At 55.8% G+C, this 17,849-nt stretch carries 19 protein-coding genes; 8 read left to right on the top strand and 11 right to left on the bottom strand.

From position 1 onward, the window contains the following. Positions 1-12 precede the first annotated feature (12 nt). Positions 13-1,125 (top strand): NAD(P)/FAD-dependent oxidoreductase, encoded by a 1,113-nt coding sequence (locus tag A3L12_RS00170; RefSeq protein ID WP_088881731.1) that lies wholly within the window; start codon positions 13-15, stop codon positions 1,123-1,125. Positions 1,126-1,134: 9 nt separating this feature from the next. Then, the gene (locus tag A3L12_RS00165; protein WP_088881730.1) at positions 1,135-1,473 is read left to right on the top strand and encodes an ASCH domain-containing protein; all 339 of its coding nucleotides are present in this window, start codon (positions 1,135-1,137) and stop codon (positions 1,471-1,473) included. A 1-nt stretch (position 1,474) separates the two neighbouring features. On the opposite strand, the gene A3L12_RS00160 is transcribed toward A3L12_RS00165, so the two are convergent. Further along, on the bottom strand, positions 1,475-2,968 hold the full coding sequence (locus tag A3L12_RS00160; protein WP_088881729.1) for a carboxypeptidase M32: 1,494 nt from the start codon (positions 2,966-2,968) through the stop codon (positions 1,475-1,477). A gap of 128 nt (positions 2,969-3,096) precedes the next feature. Here A3L12_RS00160 and A3L12_RS00155 point away from each other — a divergent pair, with 128 nt between their 5' ends. After that, the gene (locus A3L12_RS00155) at positions 3,097-3,927 is read left to right on the top strand and encodes a carbohydrate kinase family protein (protein ID WP_088881728.1); all 831 of its coding nucleotides are present in this window, start codon (positions 3,097-3,099) and stop codon (positions 3,925-3,927) included. Here the strand turns inward: A3L12_RS00155 and A3L12_RS00150 are convergent. The 5 genes from A3L12_RS00150 to A3L12_RS00130 all read right to left on the bottom strand — a co-directional run bounded on the left by A3L12_RS00150 (position 3,924) and on the right by A3L12_RS00130 (position 7,839). Beyond that, complete coding sequence (locus tag A3L12_RS00150) at positions 3,924-4,346, bottom strand: hypothetical protein (RefSeq protein WP_088881727.1); 423 nt, start codon at positions 4,344-4,346, stop codon at positions 3,924-3,926. The genes A3L12_RS00155 and A3L12_RS00150 overlap by 4 nt on opposite strands. Beyond that, positions 4,343-5,566: a DUF58 domain-containing protein gene (locus tag A3L12_RS00145; protein ID WP_088883174.1), complete on the bottom strand. Its 1,224-nt coding sequence runs from the start codon at positions 5,564-5,566 to the stop codon at positions 4,343-4,345. Before A3L12_RS00145 ends, A3L12_RS00150 begins: the two co-directional genes overlap by 4 nt. A gap of 81 nt (positions 5,567-5,647) precedes the next feature. Then, positions 5,648-6,601 (bottom strand): MoxR family ATPase, encoded by a 954-nt coding sequence (locus tag A3L12_RS00140; RefSeq protein WP_088881726.1) that lies wholly within the window; start codon positions 6,599-6,601, stop codon positions 5,648-5,650. Beyond that, positions 6,570-7,016 (bottom strand): hypothetical protein, encoded by a 447-nt coding sequence (locus A3L12_RS00135; RefSeq protein ID WP_088881725.1) that lies wholly within the window; start codon positions 7,014-7,016, stop codon positions 6,570-6,572. The genes A3L12_RS00140 and A3L12_RS00135 overlap by 32 nt, the downstream gene beginning before the upstream one ends. Next, positions 7,006-7,839 (bottom strand): DUF4129 domain-containing protein, encoded by an 834-nt coding sequence (locus tag A3L12_RS00130; RefSeq protein ID WP_232462892.1) that lies wholly within the window; start codon positions 7,837-7,839, stop codon positions 7,006-7,008. The genes A3L12_RS00135 and A3L12_RS00130 overlap by 11 nt, the downstream gene beginning before the upstream one ends. Before the next feature lie 64 nt (positions 7,840-7,903). On the opposite strand from A3L12_RS00130, the gene A3L12_RS00125 reads away from it, so the two are divergent. Both A3L12_RS00125 and A3L12_RS00120 read left to right on the top strand, forming a co-directional pair. Next, positions 7,904-8,395 (top strand): DUF2118 domain-containing protein, encoded by a 492-nt coding sequence (locus A3L12_RS00125; protein WP_088881724.1) that lies wholly within the window; start codon positions 7,904-7,906, stop codon positions 8,393-8,395. Between the two features lie 67 nt (positions 8,396-8,462). Continuing rightward, on the top strand, positions 8,463-8,957 hold the full coding sequence (locus tag A3L12_RS00120; protein WP_088881723.1) for a peptidylprolyl isomerase: 495 nt from the start codon (positions 8,463-8,465) through the stop codon (positions 8,955-8,957). Here the strand turns inward: A3L12_RS00120 and A3L12_RS00115 are convergent. The 5 genes from A3L12_RS00115 to A3L12_RS00095 are packed head-to-tail and all read right to left on the bottom strand — an operon-like array spanning position 8,934 to position 15,300. Then, entirely contained in the window at positions 8,934-9,830 is an 897-nt protein-coding gene (locus A3L12_RS00115) for a type II secretion system F family protein (RefSeq protein WP_088881722.1), read from the bottom strand. The genes A3L12_RS00120 and A3L12_RS00115 overlap by 24 nt on opposite strands. A gap of 5 nt (positions 9,831-9,835) precedes the next feature. Then, positions 9,836-10,900 (bottom strand): type II secretion system F family protein, encoded by a 1,065-nt coding sequence (locus tag A3L12_RS00110; protein ID WP_088881721.1) that lies wholly within the window; start codon positions 10,898-10,900, stop codon positions 9,836-9,838. A 10-nt stretch (positions 10,901-10,910) separates the two neighbouring features. Next, positions 10,911-12,857 carry a CpaF family protein gene (locus A3L12_RS00105; protein WP_088881720.1) on the bottom strand — a complete coding sequence of 649 codons (1,947 nt, stop codon included), beginning with the start codon at positions 12,855-12,857 and terminating at the stop codon, positions 10,911-10,913. 6 nt (positions 12,858-12,863) lie between these two features. Next, complete coding sequence (locus tag A3L12_RS00100) at positions 12,864-13,835, bottom strand: hypothetical protein (protein WP_088881719.1); 972 nt, start codon at positions 13,833-13,835, stop codon at positions 12,864-12,866. 10 nt (positions 13,836-13,845) lie between these two features. Beyond that, entirely contained in the window at positions 13,846-15,300 is a 1,455-nt protein-coding gene (locus tag A3L12_RS00095) for a DUF515 domain-containing protein (RefSeq protein ID WP_232462891.1), read from the bottom strand. An 82-nt stretch (positions 15,301-15,382) separates the two neighbouring features. Here A3L12_RS00095 and A3L12_RS00090 point away from each other — a divergent pair, with 82 nt between their 5' ends. The 3 genes from A3L12_RS00090 to trm14 are packed head-to-tail and all read left to right on the top strand — an operon-like array spanning position 15,383 to position 17,839. Continuing rightward, a complete protein-coding gene (locus A3L12_RS00090) occupies positions 15,383-15,715 on the top strand; it encodes a TIGR04076 family protein (protein ID WP_088881717.1) in 333 nt (110 codons plus the stop codon). Next, entirely contained in the window at positions 15,672-16,745 is a 1,074-nt protein-coding gene (locus A3L12_RS00085) for a GTPase (RefSeq protein WP_088881716.1), read from the top strand. The genes A3L12_RS00090 and A3L12_RS00085 overlap by 44 nt, the downstream gene beginning before the upstream one ends. Then, complete coding sequence (gene trm14, locus A3L12_RS00080; RefSeq protein ID WP_088881715.1) at positions 16,742-17,839, top strand: tRNA (guanine(6)-N2)-methyltransferase; 1,098 nt, start codon at positions 16,742-16,744, stop codon at positions 17,837-17,839. Before A3L12_RS00085 ends, trm14 begins: the two co-directional genes overlap by 4 nt. The last annotated feature ends 10 nt before the right edge of the window (positions 17,840-17,849 follow it).

Here is a 17,849-nt window from a genome sequence, read left to right as displayed (position 1 = left end):
TGGGGAGGGAGAATGGAGTACGACGTCCTTATCATCGGCGGTGGACCCGTCGGCAACTACCTCGCCAGCCTGCTCGCGGGGGAGTTTAAAGTTGCACTCGTGGAGAAGAAGGGATCCTTCGGGGGTAAGGCCTGCACGGGCATAATAGGGGCCGAGAACTACAGGAGGTTCGGCCTTCCGGAGGATGCCGTTCTGAACGAACTCCGGGGGGCGGTGTTCTACTCGAGGATCCAGAGCTTTGAGGTGGAAAGGAAGTCTCCACAGGCCTATCTCGTGGACAGAAAGACTCTCGAGAAGTCGCTGGCCGAGAGGGCCGTAAAGAAGGGCGTAGATTACTACATGGGGACGACCTTCGTGGGCTTCAAAAACGGAAGGGCGGTCCTCCAGAGGTTCGGGGAAAGGATTGAGCTGGGGGCAGGTTTTTACATAGGGGCCGACGGGCTCAACAGCACCGTGGCAAAGGCGATTGGAGCGGAAACGAAGGCCGAATTTTTGAGCGGCTACGAGGTTGAAGTCGTCGGGAACTTCCGGAGGGACTTCGTCGAGGTATGGGTCAACAGGGATCTAAACCCGGAGTTCTTCTTCTGGGTGGCTCCGGTGAGGGAGGACCTCGCAAGGGTGGGGACGTTCGGGAGCCTTAGAGCCATTTACAGGTTCCTGAGGTTAAAGATGCTGAGGCCCGCTTCCGTGGTGGAGTTCAAGGCCGGGAGCGTCGGGTTCGGAAGGAGAAAGCCGTGGGTCAGGGGTAACGTGGCCCTCATTGGGGACGCGGCGCTCCAGATAAAGCCCACAACGGCCGGAGGGATAGTCTACGGGATGTACTGCGCCCACGCCCTTAGAAAGGCCCTCCTGAACGGAAGGCTGGAGGAATACGAGCGGGAGTGCTCCTTCGTGAAGAAGGGGATAAGCTTCGGGCTCCGTTTCAGAAAGCTCTTCCTCGGCATGGATCAGGATACCATCGAGAGGGTCTTTGAGATACTCGGGAGCGAGGAGGCGAGGGAGGTAATAGAATCGCAGGCCGACTTCGATGACCACGTTAAGACCGCAAAGGCCATCCTGAAGAGGCCGAAGCTCCTCGCCGGACTGATAAGGGTCAGTCCCCGGATAATCAGAACGCTCCTGTGAGGTGATGGGATGGCAACGTGGAGGATGGGCCTCAGGGAGGAGTACCTGATGGCCATAGCCACGGGCAAAAAGAGGATCGAAGGAAGACTGTACGACGAGAAGAGAAGGAAGATACAACCGGGAGACACGATAATCTTCGAGAACAGGCTTATGTGCGTGGTAAAGGACGTCAGGATTTATTCCTCCTTCAGGGAGATGCTGGAGAGGGAGGGTATAGAGAACGTCCTTCCGGGCGTTGAAAACGTGGAAGAGGGCGTAAAAGTGTACCGCCGCTTCTATCCCGAGGAAAAGGAAAGGAAGTACGGCGTTGTGGCCATAGAGGTGGAGCCCATCGGGTGGGTGGAGTAGGTCAGAGATACCTCTCCTTCACCCACCTTACGAAGTAGTCCGGGTTGAGCCCCTCGCCGATGGCCTTCTTCAGGAGCTCCTTGGGCGGGTAGATGGAGCCGTATCTGTGGACCCTCTCGCGAAGCCATGCCTTTATGGGCTCAAAGTCGGCACGGGCGATGTGCTCCTCCACGTTGAGGTCCTTCTTCATGTGGTAGTAGAACTGAGCCGACAGGAGGGTCCCTATGCTGTAGGTCGGGAAGTAACCGATGGTCCCGTGGGCCCAGTGGATGTCCTGAAGGATTCCCTCGGTGTAGCTCTTCGGCCTTATGCCGAGGAGGTTCTCCATCTCATCGTTCCAGAGCTCCGGAAGGTCCTTCGCCTTTACGTCCTCGCTCAGCATCATCCTCTCGAGCTTGAAGCGCAGGAGTATGTGGAAGTTGTAGGTGACGACGTCAGCCTCAGTCCTGATGAAGTCCGGCCTGACCATGTTGAAGTACAGGTAAACGTCCTCGGGTGTGTAGCCGGCCATGAAGGGGAGGTTCTCCCTGAGCACCGGATGTATCAATCCCGCGAACTCCTTCGAGCGGCCCACTATGTTCTCCCAGAAACGGCTCTGGCTCTCGTGGATTCCGAGGCTTACCCCTCCGGCTATCGGGGTGAACATGAACCTTTCGTCCTGCTGCAGCTCGTACAGTGCGTGGCCAAACTCGTGGACGGTGCTCAGTATTGCCCTCCTGAAGTCGTAGCCCTCGTACCTCGTGGTTATCCTCACGTCCCTTATCCCGAACTCCGTGGTGAAGGGATGGGCAGACACGTCCAGACGGGAGCGGATACCGAGCGGGAAGCCGAACCTCTCGAGGATCCAGCGGTTTACCCTCTCCATGTGCTCCCTCTCGTAGCGTTCCTTCTCGAGCGGGTGCTCCTTGGGGACTTTGCCGGCTTCAAGAATCTTCTCAAGGAGCGGCTTCAGGTCCTTCTCCAGTTTTTCAAAGGTGGCCTCCACCTCCCGGGTGGTGAGACCCTCCTCGAAGAGGTCAAGCAGGGCGTCGTAGGGCTCGTTCTCGTAGCCGAGGTACTCCGCTGCCCTCCTCGCCAGATCGATTATCCTGTCGAGCCACGGCTCGAAGAGGGAGAAGTCGTCTTTCTTCTTGGCCTCCTCCCACGCCTTCGTAGCCTGACTCGTTACCTCGCTCATCTCCCTCAGGAACTCCGGAGGGAATGACCTGTTTATCCTTATCTGCCTGCTCAGAACCCTCACAACGCCCCTCTCGTACTCGTTGAGCTCAAGGCCCTCCGCCTTCTCCACGAGCTGAACGAACTCGGGCTTTAAAAGAAACTCCTGCGAGAGGACGGACAGCTCTCCCTGGGCTGTGGAACGCTCCAGGATGCCTTCCTTAGGCATGTTAACCTCCATGTCCCAGCCGAGAACACTCTGGGCATGTCCTATTGCCCAGATGCGCCTGTACCTCTTCAATATCTCCTTAACGGTCTCGTTCTGGAATACGCTCTCCATGTCCATCACCCCTTTTGACTCCTGAGGATAAGGTGGGGAGCCGGCCTTTTAACCTTTTCGACGGTCATCTGAACGAAGCTGACCGGAAATCGCTTAAGGGACCCAGTGGAGTAGGGAAGGGGGTTCGCATGGGGGTTGATCTGGCAGTACTCGGTCACGTTTCGATAGATCACATCAGGTTTCCGGGGAAGGAGGAGATGCTCTACCCCGGGGGGGCAGCGGCTGCGGTGGCCACCTCAGCAGCCTTGGCGGGTGCAAAAGTGGGCCTGATAACAAAAATCGGCGAGGACTTTCCGAAGGAATGGCTCGAGAGGCTGGCTTCGGCTGTTGACATCAAGGGCGTTCTGATTCTGCCCGGAAGGACCATGCACATATACATGATCTACAACGAGGACGGGAGCGTGGAAGCGCCGGTGGAAGCCGGGGTAGCCGTCAACATGGGAGAAACCCCTATTCCAGAGGAGTACATGGAGGCCATGTTCCACGTGGCCCCCCTCCCACCGGAGGAGCAGCTCAAAGTCCTGAAGAGGCTCGAAGGCAAAAGGGTAAGCGTCGATTTCAACCCGACCTACATGGAGGACTACATGAAAAAACCGGAACTCATGAGGGAGATAGTTTCCAGAGCTGAGGTGGTTTTCCCGAACGAGAGGGAGGCGCTGACGATAACCGGAGCCCCGGAAGTGAAGGAAGCCGCCAGAAGGATGCACGGGTGGGGCGCAGGAGTTGTGGTGATAACGCGCGGTGAGAGAGGGGTTCTCCTCTACGACGGGAGATCCAGGGAGTTCCCGGCGCTTCCGGTGAATCCGAAGGAGGTTGTCGATCCAACTGGAGCGGGTGATGCCTTCGCCGGCGGTTTTCTGGCCCAGTATTCCAGAGGCGAACCCCTCGAGAAGTGCGTCGAGACCGGGCTGAGAAGGGCAAGGGAAGTCCTGAAGAAGATGGGAAGCTGGAGCATCTAGGAGGCCACGAAACGGGTAAAGGAGTAGAGAACCACGAGCAGGAGCGCTGCGAGGGCCGTTACTTCCAACCTCGGGAGTACGGGCGACAGGGTTTTCATCAGAAGGTAGGTTGGAAAGGACATGGCCACCGCCGAGAGGAGGACGAGATAGTGCTCCCCCGGAGCCCGCTCCCTGTCGAGGTACCCCATCTCAACGGCGAGAACGCTGAGGGCCATCACCGTTAATCCGTAAAGGCCTCCCCTCCACGTGTAGATGAGGAACCCTGCCGTAGCGAGCAGGAAGAGCATGCCGGTGAAGTACCATTGAACGGCCATGAGGCCCAGGGGGATGAGCAACAGGGTTCTGGCATCCTCCATCCCGAGGAGGACGAAGAGGAGGGCCAGCGGGAGGAGGGAGTACAGGTTTCTCCCGACCTTCATGGGATCGCCTCCTCTATGGCCGCCTCGAGGGGTTTTCTCACGTCCCAGTCCACGATGATCCCGTAGGCCAACATCTTCCTCAGCCTCGCCTTTCTCTCGAGCGTTAAAAGCTTAAGGGCAAGCTCCTCCTCGCGACCCTTTGGCTTTACGGCCGTGTAGGGGTCCGGACTTATAACAACCACGTTGTAGCCGTAGCGTGCCATCGTCTCAAGGGCATCAGCACTCTCCTCCGTGAGGAGCGGGGAAAAGTAAAGCAACTGGGCCCTTGCAGGAAAGCGGCTCTTTATGAGGTGTTCGACCTGGTAGGCTATCATGTTGTTTCTATCCGGCCTTGCCGTGCTCAGGAGGTCTATGCACCTGAAAAAGTGCCTCCTGCCGTAGTCAACGCGGACCCACAGCGGAACGTCCTCGGCAAGGAGAAGACCGAAACTGGTTCCGTTTTTCAGGGCGTTGAGCATCAGGGAAGCTGCCGCCCTGATAAGGTGGTCAAAGACTGGAGCACCCCTGTAGGAGGCGTCCACTATCAGTATAACGTCCACCTTCCTCTCGCTCTCGTACTCGTTGGACATCACCCTCCCCGTCCTCGCGGTGGCCTTCCAGTTGATTATCCTGAGCGGGTCGCCGGGCCGGTAGTCCCTTATGGCGTGGAACTCGACCCCCTCACCCACCCTCGGGCTCGGCAAGGGGCCCGCGGTTATCTTGGTTCCCTTCGTCGAGTAGGGCGTTGGAACGTCCGTGATAACGGGAACCCCCACCATCTCGTCGTAGAGCTCGACCTCCCTGTCGACCCTGAAGAAGCCGAAGGGATCCCGGTAGCTCAGCCTTACGCCCCTGAACTCATGAATTCCCCGCCTGACCCGAACCCTGTACCTTACCTCCCGCTCCTCACCGGGTTTGAGGGACAGAACCAGCTCAGTTCTGCCATCCAAGAGCTCGAGACCCGGCGGGAGGTCCTCGAAGAGCTTGAGGGTGGGTATCCTCTCACGGGACCTGAGGCGGAGGGTTATCTCGACCTCGCTTCCTTCGAGGAAACGGTGGTGGGGAATCGACCTCTCCACCTCAACGTCGAGGCGCGGCTTGAAGAAGAACACGGCCACGAAAAGGATCCATATAAGGGGGAGAGTGAGGTAGACAAGCTCCCAGCGGAGGAAGAGGAAGGTCAGCATCACCATGACCCAGAGGGCTATGAGTGCCTCTTCCGCCTTCTCGGTTGGAAGCATCCCGTCGGAAGGCTTCGCTTCCCTTTCCTCATCGGGAACGGTGTGGCCGTAGAGCGGGGGTTGGACCTGCAACTTTCCACCTCACTCGAACTTTGGAACCGGGACGCGCTCGAGGATTTTTTCCATCACGCTCTCCTGACCCACCTTGGTGTACCACAGCTCCCTCCTGAGGATCAGCCTGTGGCTCAGGGCGGGGACTGCAACGGCCTTTACATCATCCGGAATTACATAGTCCCTGCCCTGAATTGCCGCGTAGGCCCTCGAAAGCCTGAGCAGGGCGAGGCTTCCCCTCGGGGATGCCCCCACTTCTATCTCCTTTCTGTTCTCCCGGGTGGCGATCACTATATCCGTTATGTACTCGAGGATCGCATCGCTGACGTAGACATCCTCCACTGCTCTCTGCATCTCGACGACCTCTTCGGCGGTAAGAACGGGCCTTATGTCCACGTCCTCCTTCTTCCGGGCCATCCTCCTGCGGAGTATCTCGATCTCATCCATCTTGCCGGGGTATCCGACTCTAAGGCGCACCAGAAAGCGGTCGAGCTGGGCCTCAGGGAGGGGGTAGGTTCCCTCCTGCTCTATGGGGTTCTGGGTTGCCACCACTATGAAGGGTTTCTCCAGGGGATAGGTTCTTCCCTCGACGGTTACCTGCCGCTCCTGCATCGCTTCGAGCAAAGCGCTCTGGGTCTTCGGGGGCGCCCTGTTGATCTCGTCCGCGAGGAGAACGTTCGTGAATATCGGCCCCTTCCTGAACTCGAACTCCAGTGTCTTCTGGTTGAAGACGCTCACACCGAGGATGTCGCCCGGCAGTAGATCGGGCGTGAACTGAACGCGCCTGAAACCCGCGCCGAGGGCCGCCGCGAAGCTCCGGGCCATGAGCGTCTTGGCCAGACCGGGCAGATCTTCGAGGAGTACGTGCCCGTTGGCCAGAACGGTTGTCAGGATCAGCTTCAGCACCTCGTCCTTTCCCACTATGGCCTTCTTCACCTCTTCAAGGACCGCCTTACTCTTCAGGCTTACCTCTTCCAGCTTCATTGAGATCCTCCTCCATAATCTTCAGGGCCTTTTCAAGGTTATCGAGAAAATCTCCCTCCGAGCGAAGGGTCTTTATCGTTTCGTTGGGCTCCGAAGCCAGCCCCCTGAAAGCTCTGCCGGGATTGTCCGAGAGGGTGGAGTATACCTCCATGATCCTCTCCTCGATGAGGGAGCGGGCTATCCTGCCCCTTCTGGCTTTGTCTATCAGAGCCGCGGTTCTCTCAACGTCCGTCCTTATGTTCATCCCGCGCCCGGGCTTCCCTCCGGGAAGCGAGACCTTAATCTCAAAGCCGAAGAGAAGGAATATCAAAAACGCTCCCGTGATCAGAACGAAGAGCCATCTAACGAGGTAAGAACCCGCTATGAAAGCTGGTATGAGAAACAGAAAAGCCAGGATGACGGGTCTAACCCTCATGCACACCCCTCCGCATGGTCAGATAGGCCTCGAGGGCCTTCTCGGCATCTTTCCAGCTTACCCTCTCGGGGGCGTACTTCGCCTTTTCAAAGAGCCCGGTGAGCTCAACGAAGGCGTCGCGCATGTAACCCACACGGCTCGCATGCTCCCAGTGGGTCCAGCTCTCCTCGTAGGGGATCCCAAGGTAATCGAGCCAGAGAACCGCGTTCCTGTAGATCCCGATCACGGCCTCACCCGGATCCTTAAAGGCATCCAGACCGAGGTCGTCGAGTTTCCTGTCAAAGAGCTCGGCTTTAAGCTTTATCTCCACCTTTTCCTTCCTCCTTAGATACCCCCGGTACTGGATGAAAGCGAGGTAGATAAAAACCACCACCGCGGCAAGGAGAAGAGCATAGGGGACGTAAACTTGGCTCATAGAACGTCCCGCCGATTCGGTAACGTTGCGGGGCACTGTGGGTACTGTAAGATGATGCAGCCCCGTGGTCGAGTAATTGGAGATGGTTTTTTTAATCTCCCCCGGGAAGGCCACGATGAGGCGAAGGAGGAGAACCACGATGACACCGGCCGCGATAATGGTCAGGTAACTCCTGAAGTCTATGGCAAAGCCCTCATCCCGCCTGAAGGGATCCCTCCACCCGAGGAACAGGCCCAGTATGATGAGCAGCCCCGCCGTGGCCAGAACCATCAGAAGAACGCCCGCCCAGGAGGCCTCACCCCCGCGCGGAATTTCCGAGGTGGCAGCGCTGTAATCCATCATGAGCGTCATGAGGGAGAGCAGGACTCCAAGTATGAGGGAGAACCTTAAGCGAGCGGACATCCTCATCGGGGAATGTGAAGGGAACAGGTTTAAAAGTTTTTACCAGCGATGTGAGGGTGGTGGTAAGAGGATGGCGATGCCGAAGCTCTACGTTAGAACCTCCCCGGAGGAATGCATCGGGGAAAACAAGGCCCTGAGGGACTGCCTGATAATCAAAGGAAACGTTGAGGTGTGGCTGAAGAGGGGAGAAACCCTCCCGGACTTCATCGAGCTGGAAGAAGCTAAGGTTCTGGCCAGGGATGTCTACGACCGTTTCTATCTCCACGTGGACAGGATGGAAGGGAAAATGCTAAGGGACGCGGTGCTGATCCTTCCGGACGGAAGAACGAGGATATACCTCAGGGAAGGGGACAGGCTGATGATCCTGCCGGTCGAGGGGTACACCAAGACGCTGATCGCCGGCGTGGGAAACAGGGTAAGGAAGGGAGACGCATTTGCAGCCGTAACCACGAGAAAGGGCGAAGTCCACTACTTTAAGCCTCCGAAGGCCGGGACGGTGGTCTTCATAGACGAACTAACGAACAGGCCACACTACCTCTACTACCTCCTACCTGAGGAGTAATCCAAGAACCAAAAGGGTTATAAGCGACCGGAAGAAAGGTCTTCAGGCAGTTTTGGAGTTGAAGAAAATGAAGATTGAAGCAGGAGATTTTGTGGTGTTCAACTACGTGGGAAGGTTTGAGAGCGGTGAGGTTTTCGACACCAGTTACGAGGACGTCGCCAGGGAAAACGACATATACGTTGAGGAGAGGGAGTACGGTCCGCTCGGAATCAACGTCGGAACCGGCGAATTGATTCGGGGTCTTGACGAGGCGCTGATCGGTATGGAACCCGGGGAGAAGAAGACCGTTAAGGTTCCCCCCGAAAAGGCCTACGGCATGCCGAGTCCAGACCTCTTCGTGGAGATCCCGACGGAAGAGTTCACCAAGGCAGGTCTCGAGCCCGTTGAGGAAATGTACGTCATGACCGACTCGGGGATAGCAAGGATATCGAAGGTGGAGGGCGATAAGGTTACCCTCGACTTCAACCATCCCCTCGCGGGAAAGACCCTCGTGTTCGAGATAGAGGTCGTGGACGTCCAGAAAGGTAAAGAAGAGACCTCAGAAGGCGATGTTGAGGCTTGAGGCGCCTTGGAACACGACCACTCCCATCAACAGGAGCAGCAGGCTGTACTTCAGGCCTGTTAAATATTTCCCTTCTCTGATCACCCCTATTCCAAGACCGGAAACCACGGCCTGAAGGACCACGAAGGCCAGCAGTATGGTTCTAACGGTGTCTATGGAGGACAGTGTTCCCGTGCCCATTTCAACCATGATCTTGGCCACCACTCCAAGTATGAGGGGACCCACAATACCGCTGGCCACTATGAAGAACATGGTCTGCATTCCCGTGGAGGCCTTTCTCTCCTGCTTTATCCTGAGTATCTCCCTCACGTCGTTTGCCACGTACACCAGAACGTCGCTCATGGGAGCACCCCTTTCAAGGGCCTCAATGGTTATCATCATCGAACGGTAGAGGACGGGGGATTTCCTGTTCCTGAGGGCAAAGGCGCGGAGTGCATCAGCGGTCGATCGGCCCTTCTTTATCTCCGAGACGGTTTTCCTGAACTCGTCCGTTAGAGCGCCGAACTTTGCCGTCGTCAGATCTTCCAGTGCCTCTGAAAAGGATATTCCCGACCTGAGAGAGCTCGCAAGGTAGAAGAACGCATCCGGGAGCATCTTCTCCATTTCCTCTATGCGCATGCCGGTCCTCAGGTAGGGATAACCGAAGGCCATGGCCACGAAGATCCCGACGAAGGTAACCAGAGCGTAGAGGGTGCTGAACAGCCAGACCACGAGGGCACCTATCAGGGCGGAGAGCAGGGAAACCACGAGGTATTCCACGGCGAGGAAGTTCATACCGGCTGAGTAGATGAAAAGCTCGTACCTCTTAAGCCAGCGCTCTGGAAGTATTCTCCTGATGATCCCTGTCAGTGCAGGGGACAGTTTACCCGGCATCGGTTTCACCTCGGTTCTCCCCTCTTGATCATGTTGACTATTATCAGGGAGAGGGACGGGAACGCGAAGAGCAGGATAATAGCAAGGGTTTCGGGGGGCATTATTAACTGCTGGGCCATCACCGACCCGGCCAGTATTCCAATGACGAACATCGTGGGCATGACTATCGTGAGAAACATGTAGATGAAGGATATACCGTTTACCTTCTGCACGTACTCAACGAGCTTCATCCGGTACTCAAAGGAGAAATCCTCGGCCATCTTGTAGAGTATGTCCGAGAGGTTTCCACCGAACTTTACCGCCCTGAGTATCTGCTTGACGACACGGCTGACGTTTTCCGAGCCCATCTTCTCCTCGAACTTTGAGAGTGCATCCTCAAAGGACGAGCCCGTCCTCATGTCCCTGATCATGAGATCGAACTCCTCAGAGAGAGCCCCGTAGTCGGCCTTCGCAACTGAGAGCATGGCCTCGGCGATACCCACGCCGGCGCCCAAAAGGGACCCCATGTGCCTCAGGGCGTAGGGTAAAGCCCTCTCAACCTCAACCACCCTGCGCTTCCAGACCATTTTCGGATAGTAACGCATGTACATAAAACCACCCATGAATCCAAGGAGCGCCACCAGGAGTGAGGTATCCAGTGGCATGTAGAGCAGGTATGCAAACAGGAAACCGAAAATTCCGGCGAAAATTGCAACGCCGAGCATTAGCGCAACGTACTTCTCCTTCGGCATCAGTATGCTCGCCCGGTAGAGATCCTCGTCCAGACCCTTGAGTGAGTTCGTGAGGGATCTAACCGGCCCGTGGAAGTGGCGTAATACCGCATCAGCGAGCCTCTCGGAGAAAGGTTTCTGGAGCTCCTCTTTACGCCATTCAAGTACCTCCTCGATTTCCCTTTCCCTCTCCTCTTCGGTTTTCTCTTTTTGGACCTCTTCCTGAAGTTTTTTAAGAGTCCTGAGCCTTTCCTGAACGCTGGCACCTCTGGGGATTTTCTTTAGGGGTTTCTCCGTTACTTCGATCGTCTTTCCCCCGAGCCGTTCCAAAAAACTCGTGATTGGGCTAAGTATACCCATAACCATCACCTTAGATCAGATTTTTGATCTCTCTGCTCTTTTCAACGCTACTCTGGGCCTCGATCTTCTTTAACAGACCCTCCTCGTCTATGTAGAACTGTTTTATGTAATGTCCAACTTTTTCAATGCTCCTGATGCCCTGTTCTATCATCCAATCAAGGACTATCTTGCGCTTCTCCTTCTCGAGTTCCAGTTCGGATATGCTCATTCCCGTATGATGTGCGAGGGTGTTGAGCGTTCTGCTGGGCACTCCTGTGGAAACAAGCTCGTCCTTGGCCGGGTCGTATTTGTAGAGTTTGTTCAGCTGAACGCTCTCCGCCTCTATACCCGACACCTCGGCAATCTCCGTGATACGCCTTATAACTCCCTTCTTTCTGCTTTGGAACCTCACCTGCATTATGATGAGGTCCAGAGCCGGTATCATTATCCTGGGAACGTTCATAGGAGGACTTTCAAGGCGAACTATCGTCTCCCTTGCGTTGTTGGAGTGAACCGTACCCATACACCCATCGTGTCCCGTGTTCATAGCGGTGAACATCGTTCTGGCCTCGGGACCGCGGACCTCTCCAACTATGATCCTGTCCGGACGCATACGGAGGGTGTTCTTCACGAGATCGTCCATCGTTACCTCTCCCTTCCCCTCGACGTTGGGGGGTCTCGTCTCGAGCCTCACCCAGTGCTCAACGGGAAGCTGAAGCTCTGCTGTATCCTCTATGCTTATAACACGCTCGCTTGGGGGGATGAACATCGCAAGGGAGTTCAACGTGGTGGTCTTTCCCGAGCCGGTGCCCCCGGCCACAAGAAGGTTGGCCGGTTTAACGCCAAGACCGTCGACGAATATCCACAGAAGGGCCGCGATGTCGGTGTTCAACGTTCCGTATTTTATGAGGTCGATTATCGTGAGGGGGTCCTTCTTGAACTTGCGGATGGTTATCGTCGGACCCTCAAGGCTGATGGGAGGAATCGTGGCGTTCACACGGCTCCCATCCGGGAGACGGGCATCCAAAAGGGGACTCTGCTGGTCTATTCTCCTGCCGACTTCCCTCGCAATGCGCTCTATTATGTTGAGTATCTCCCTTTCCTCCTGAAAAACCACGTTGGTCTTACACATGTTGAAGCGTCTGTGCCAGACGTAAACCGGTTTGCCCGTTCCTATGACCATTATCTCCTCGAGGTTGTCGTCGCGAACGAGGGGATCAAGTTTGCCGTAGCCTATCATCGACTGAACCACCATCTCAGCGAGGACCTCGATCCTGCCCTCGGAGAAGGTGGGCGCCGCCTCTTTGATCATCTCCCTAACGGCTTTCATGAAGATGCGCCTGCGCTCCTCAACGTTCGGAAAGGCAGCCGGATCTATCTGAAGTTCCGTTATAGCCCTGTCCCTTATCCTCTTGAGCAACTCCTCCTCTTCCCTGTTCAGCTTGGGAAGGCGGATCTCGTATATCGGAACGGCCTCACCCTTCACCCGGAGTATTCTAACGTTCCCGTAGGCGTCGAGAACCTGAGCATTTCTGACGTAAGAGGTCTCCGGACTGGCTGGAGCGCCCAGTATATCCTGAAGAATGGAAGACGACCCTGATTTAACCGGAAGCTCGGGTTTCTCCGGAGGGAGTTTCTTCTCCTTCCTTTTCGGAGGGGTCGCTTTACCTCCTCCGATTATACCGCCCAGAATGTCCGCTCCCCGGGTCCCCTCCGACGAAGGCCTTCCCAAAAGCTCCTCAAGGCTGGTTGGTGTACTTTTTACGGGTTCCTCCTTTACACCCTTCTTGGGGGCTGACCCGCCTATAATATCCTCAATACCCCCGCCGCCGAACAGGGGGAGTTCTTCTTTTTTCTTTTCCGGTTTAACCTCTTCCGTATCTTTTTTCAGTATGTTCTCAAGGGGAATCTCCTCTCCGCTGATTATCTCATCGATCCACGAGATGGCTTTCTTCTTTTTCTTCCCTTCTTCGGGCACGGGTGTTCACCCTCTCCAGCTGACGTGATAGGCTATGTCCACGCTCCTGCCCATGAACACTATCCATACCGGAAAGTCGAAATCAACTCTCCTCTCCGATCCGGGTCCCGAGACCCCGACGGGGATTCCGCTTATCAGGCTATCTGAAAGCTGAAACATTCCGGGGACGGAGGGAAAGACCGGCTGGGACCTCTGGGGCCGGTTGAGTCCCTTATACCTCCACACGAACTCCTCCATGTATTCTTTGTAGGTCATGGTGTAGTTGGGGGTGAAGTCAGTAACGTTCGCCCCGTTGAAGATGACCGGTATCGCGACCGCAAAGAAGGTGTTGAAGATTCCAGCCTCGTTGGGAACGTTGGTCAGGCGGAAGGTAACGTCCCCCTCGTATTTGAGGATCTTAACGTAGCCGTCGTTAATGGGGAACATACCCCTGAGGTAGATGACCTTCGGGGTGTTTATAAGCTGGGGGTAGAGGACACCACAGGTCAAAACGCCGATGTCATCGAGTCCCTGAACGACGCCCTCGCTGAGGTTGCTTCCGTTGTACTCCACGGAGGTTATTTTGGCGTAATCACCGCAAACCGTCCGATAATCTAAGGCCGGAATGACGTAGGAGTGGTTGGAGGTTATCCTGAAGTTGACCACAACCGTTTCGTAGGGCATTATCCAGAAGCCGGTGTAGTAGTTCAGGGTCGTTCTTTGAGCGTTTGAGATGCTTTGAAAGACCGTGTCGTTCGAAAGGAAGGAGGTAACGCTCTCTCCCTTATCAAGCCTGTAAACGGTGAAGTCGTAGCGCGGGTTTACTATAACGAACTTGGGGAAGGGGGCGATGTTCAGAAGGGTCACGTTGAGGTCTACAAGGACTTCCCCCATGACCCCAATGTTGTTGTAGGTTCCCCCGGGGAGGGAGTAGGTGGCTGCACTAACCAGAGAGGAGGCTAATAAAAGGATGAAGAGGGATGCCGCAACGGACTTCATGGCGATCACCTCAGGTGGTTACCTTGGCGACGTAAATGTACTGCTGGTTGGAGAGTATGTCCGGGACGAACATCGAGGGAACCTTCAATATCACGAGGAACTGGGCGTCCGGATCGAGCACGAGCATGCCGGATTCTTTCTCGAGGTCAACGATCTCCCAGCCGTAGGATCTGAGCTGCTCCCTAACGTCGTCACCCGCCTGAATCTTGCCGGCCGCTATGGCCTTCAGGATCTCCGTCAGGTCAACGTTGTAGCTGTAGCTCGCCGAGGCACTCTGCGTGGCACTCTGGGTGTTGCTGTAAACATCACTTATGGCCTGCCCGTTGGTTATGGAATTGCCTCCGGGGGTGTACTGGGTGTTGTGTTGCTCCGAATACTGGGTTGAGGAATCACTGCTTGAAGAACTCGTCTGGCTCTGGGCCTCGTTGACCGATATGCTACCCGCCTGAGTCGGAAGGAGGACGAGCTCAACGTACCCCTCGTTGACTATCTCCTTGAAGGACGCACCGGTGGCGTTACGGGCGAATATCATTATCCTGTCTCCCGGGGCAAGGAAGGCGCCGTTTATCCTGTCCCTCGGAAGGACGAGGGCGATATCAACGTACTCAATTCTGGAGACCTTATACTGCATCACTTCCCTGTAGTCGAGCAGTCCGGCTATGGTGGCCTTCGCTTCGGCTTTGGTGACTATCTTCTTGGTGTTATCCCTCTCAAGGATAACGTTCTGGGTTGGGATCTCATCTATTAGGTAGTAGTAGTACTCCTTCCAGAGCTGGAGAAGGTACTGATCGGCACTGATCGAGTTGACCTGATCCTCGCTGGTGGCACTCATAACCTGTTCCTCAAGGCCCTTCATGGTATCGATGGCCTTCTTCTTGAGGTCATCCGGCAGCGGCATGGCGAGAAGCTGGCTGAACTGAGACTCGATCTCGGTTACCTTCTCCCTCTTGGTCTGGTTGAGCTGGCGTTCCATCTCAATGCGTCTCTGTTCCTCGAGGTACGCCTGATACTGACTCCATGCGTTCTCGTAGGCCGATTTGACGTCTATGGCGTTAACTTCCTCAACCGTCTCGGCGGATTCTATCTTTCTGAGCAGTTCGTCATAGGCGTTCTTTCCGAAGGTCGTGTTCATGATCTCGCTTCCGGGTTTGAAGTAAGACTTGACCTCGGCGAGCTTTTTCTCCTTTGCACGGGTGAGTTCGCTGGCCGCACGGTTCTGGATGTAAACGTAGGCACCTATGGACACTATCAAAATGAGAATTATAACGATCGATGCACCTATGAGAATGCGCTTTCTCCTCTCCCTCTCCCTGAGGGTACCAAGGGAACGGGGCCTTTTGGGAGGTTTCCTTCTCGGCGGCTTCAAGGACTCGGGGGGTTGGGGGGTCCCGGGTTCCGCGCTGGCCCGCCCAAGCTCTCTAAGACGTCGGATCTTCTCCTCAATATCCTCGGACACGTTGGGCACCACCGTTAGCAATTATCTTAAGGATACTTCAATCCGGATAACCTTTTGAACCTTGCTCCTTATTTAGGTTTCGGTGATGGCCGTGGAAAGGCTGGAGATCAGGGTGAAAGAGATACGGGGAAGGTGTCCGGTTTTTAAACCGGGCGACAGGATAATCGTGGAAGGACCCGAGATAAAGCTCGACGAGAGCGATGCCCTGTGCACCCACGCCCTTGCGTCCCTGCTGCCCTACATGGTCGCACTGCGAAAAGGTGTTAAACCTGAAGAGATAGGCCTTGGAAAGGAGGGAAAAGCCTACGTTCAGTGTCCCGATCCGGGGAAACCCTACACGGACGGGGGCACCGTGATCTTCGAGATAAAGGTGATCCGGAATGAAGGTAAGGAAGGCGTGGAAGGTGGTGAGGGAGGTCGTTGAGGAGGCGGATGTGATACTGGAGGTTGTCGATGCGAGGGATCCCATGGGGACGAGGAACAGAAGGCTCGAGAGACTCGTTGAGGAAAAGGATAAGCCAATCCTCATAGTTATGAACAAGGCAGATCTGGTACCAAAGGAGTGGGCCGAGGAGTACAAAAGGAAGAGCGATATACCGGTCGTTTTCGTTTCCGCCAGAGATAGGAAGGGCACGGGTGTACTCAGGAGGGAGATAAAAAAGCTGGCAAGGCCCCTCCTCGAGGAGAGGGAAAAGGTCAGGGTGGCCGTCGTGGGCTATCCGAACGTTGGAAAGAGCACGATAATCAACGCGCTTAAGGGCAAAAGGGCCGTGAAAACGGCACCGATACCCGGCTACACAAAGGGAAAGCAACTCGTAAGGCTGAGCAAAAGGATATGGCTCCTTGATTCGCCCGGTGTCCTACCGGTGGAGGACTTCGACGAGCTCGTCATCAGGGGAGCCTTCCCCGTGGAGAAGGTTGAGGACCCCGTAAAGCCAGCTCTGAAGCTCGTAGAGCGCATCGTTAAAACGAGAAGAGAGGCCATAACCGAGAAGTTCGGGATCGGAGAACCAACCGATCCGGAGGAGGTACTCAGGAGGATTGGCGAGGGAAAGGGTCTGATAAGGGCCGGGGGTGAGGTTGACATAGAGGAGACGGCAAGGTGGTTCCTCCGGGAGTGGCAGACGGGTCGCTTTACGCTCTTCGGCGGGGAAGAGAGAAAGGAAGAGGACTTCATCCGGGACTTCGATGAGGTTTTGGATGAGATTGAGAGGGACCTGCTCCTCGATCCAAGGAGGATACTCTGGAAGTACGGCGATGAGCTGAGGAAAAAACTCGACAGGCAGAAGCGCGTCGGGGTGAGGGATGTGGAGGACCTGACCATCGGGATCGCCACGGGGTTCAAGAAGTGTGACTCAGCAATAAAGTTCCTTGAAACGCTAACCGGCAAACACGTCCTATCGAGTGAGTGCTTCGGAGGGAAGTGGAAGGGCGTAGTGGTGGTGATGGCATGAGGCTTTTGCTGACGACCTCAAGGGGAATAGAGGACATAGCGGGGAGAGAGGTTGAAAAACTGCTCTCAGGCCTTGGAGTTTCCTTCCGCGTCGAGGAGAAACCGCTCGGCGTCGAGGGAAGGCTTTTGGCGGAGGTTGAGAAGACCGATTACACGGACAAGAAAGGTCGGAAAAGGAAGCTCAGCCTTTCCACGTACCTGAACGAACGCTCGAGGCTTTTACACCGTGTTATAGTTGAGATAGCCGGTGAAAGGTTCGAGGGGATAGGCGGGGAAGAACCGGAAGTCGCCCTCGGGAGGATAGAGGAGTTCGTTGCATCGCTTCCCGTGGAGAGGTACGTAAAGGTAAGTGAGAGCTTTGCGGTTCGAGCCTTCAGGAAGGGCAAGCACAGGATCACGAGCGTTGATATGGCCAGAACCGTCGGGAAGGCCATCTTCGAGAGGCTTTCAAAGTTAGGCAGTCCTCAGGTCAACCTCGACCATCCCGCCGTTATCTTCCGGGCCGAGCTTGTGGGGGAATCTTTCTTTCTGGGAATAGACACCACGGGGGACAGCTCGCTTCACAAAAGACCCTGGCGCGTTTACGACCACCCGGCCCATCTGAAGGCCAGCATAGCGAACGCCCTGATAGAGCTGGCGAAACCGGACGGGGGTTCCTTCATCGATCCCTTCTGCGGTTCGGGAACGATACCGATCGAGCTTGCACTCAGGAAGTACGGAGGGGAAATCATCGGCCTCGAGAAGTACGGGAAGCATCTCAGGGGGGCGAGAATGAACGCCCTTTCTGCGGGAGTTCTCGATCGGATAAGGTTCCTTCAGGGCGACGCCACGAGGATAGGGGATTACGTTGAGGGCGTTGATTTCGCGGTCAGCAACCTTCCCTACGGCCTGAAGATAGGGCGAAAGGGCGCCATTCCCGGGCTTTATATGGGGTTCTTTAAGGCGCTTTCCGGGGTTCTTGAGAGGAGGGGCGTCTTCATAACCACCGAGAAGAGGGCGATAGAGAGGGCCATAGAGGAGAACGGCTTCACCATCGAACACCACAGGCTGATCGGCCACGGCGGGCTGATGGTCCACGCCTACGTCATCCATTGAACTATATAGA

Origin of the sequence: Thermococcus sp. P6, assembly GCF_002214525.1 — an archaeon.
GTDB lineage: Archaea > Methanobacteriota_B > Thermococci > Thermococcales > Thermococcaceae > Thermococcus.
This window is presented reverse-complemented; position numbering and strand designations above follow the sequence as displayed.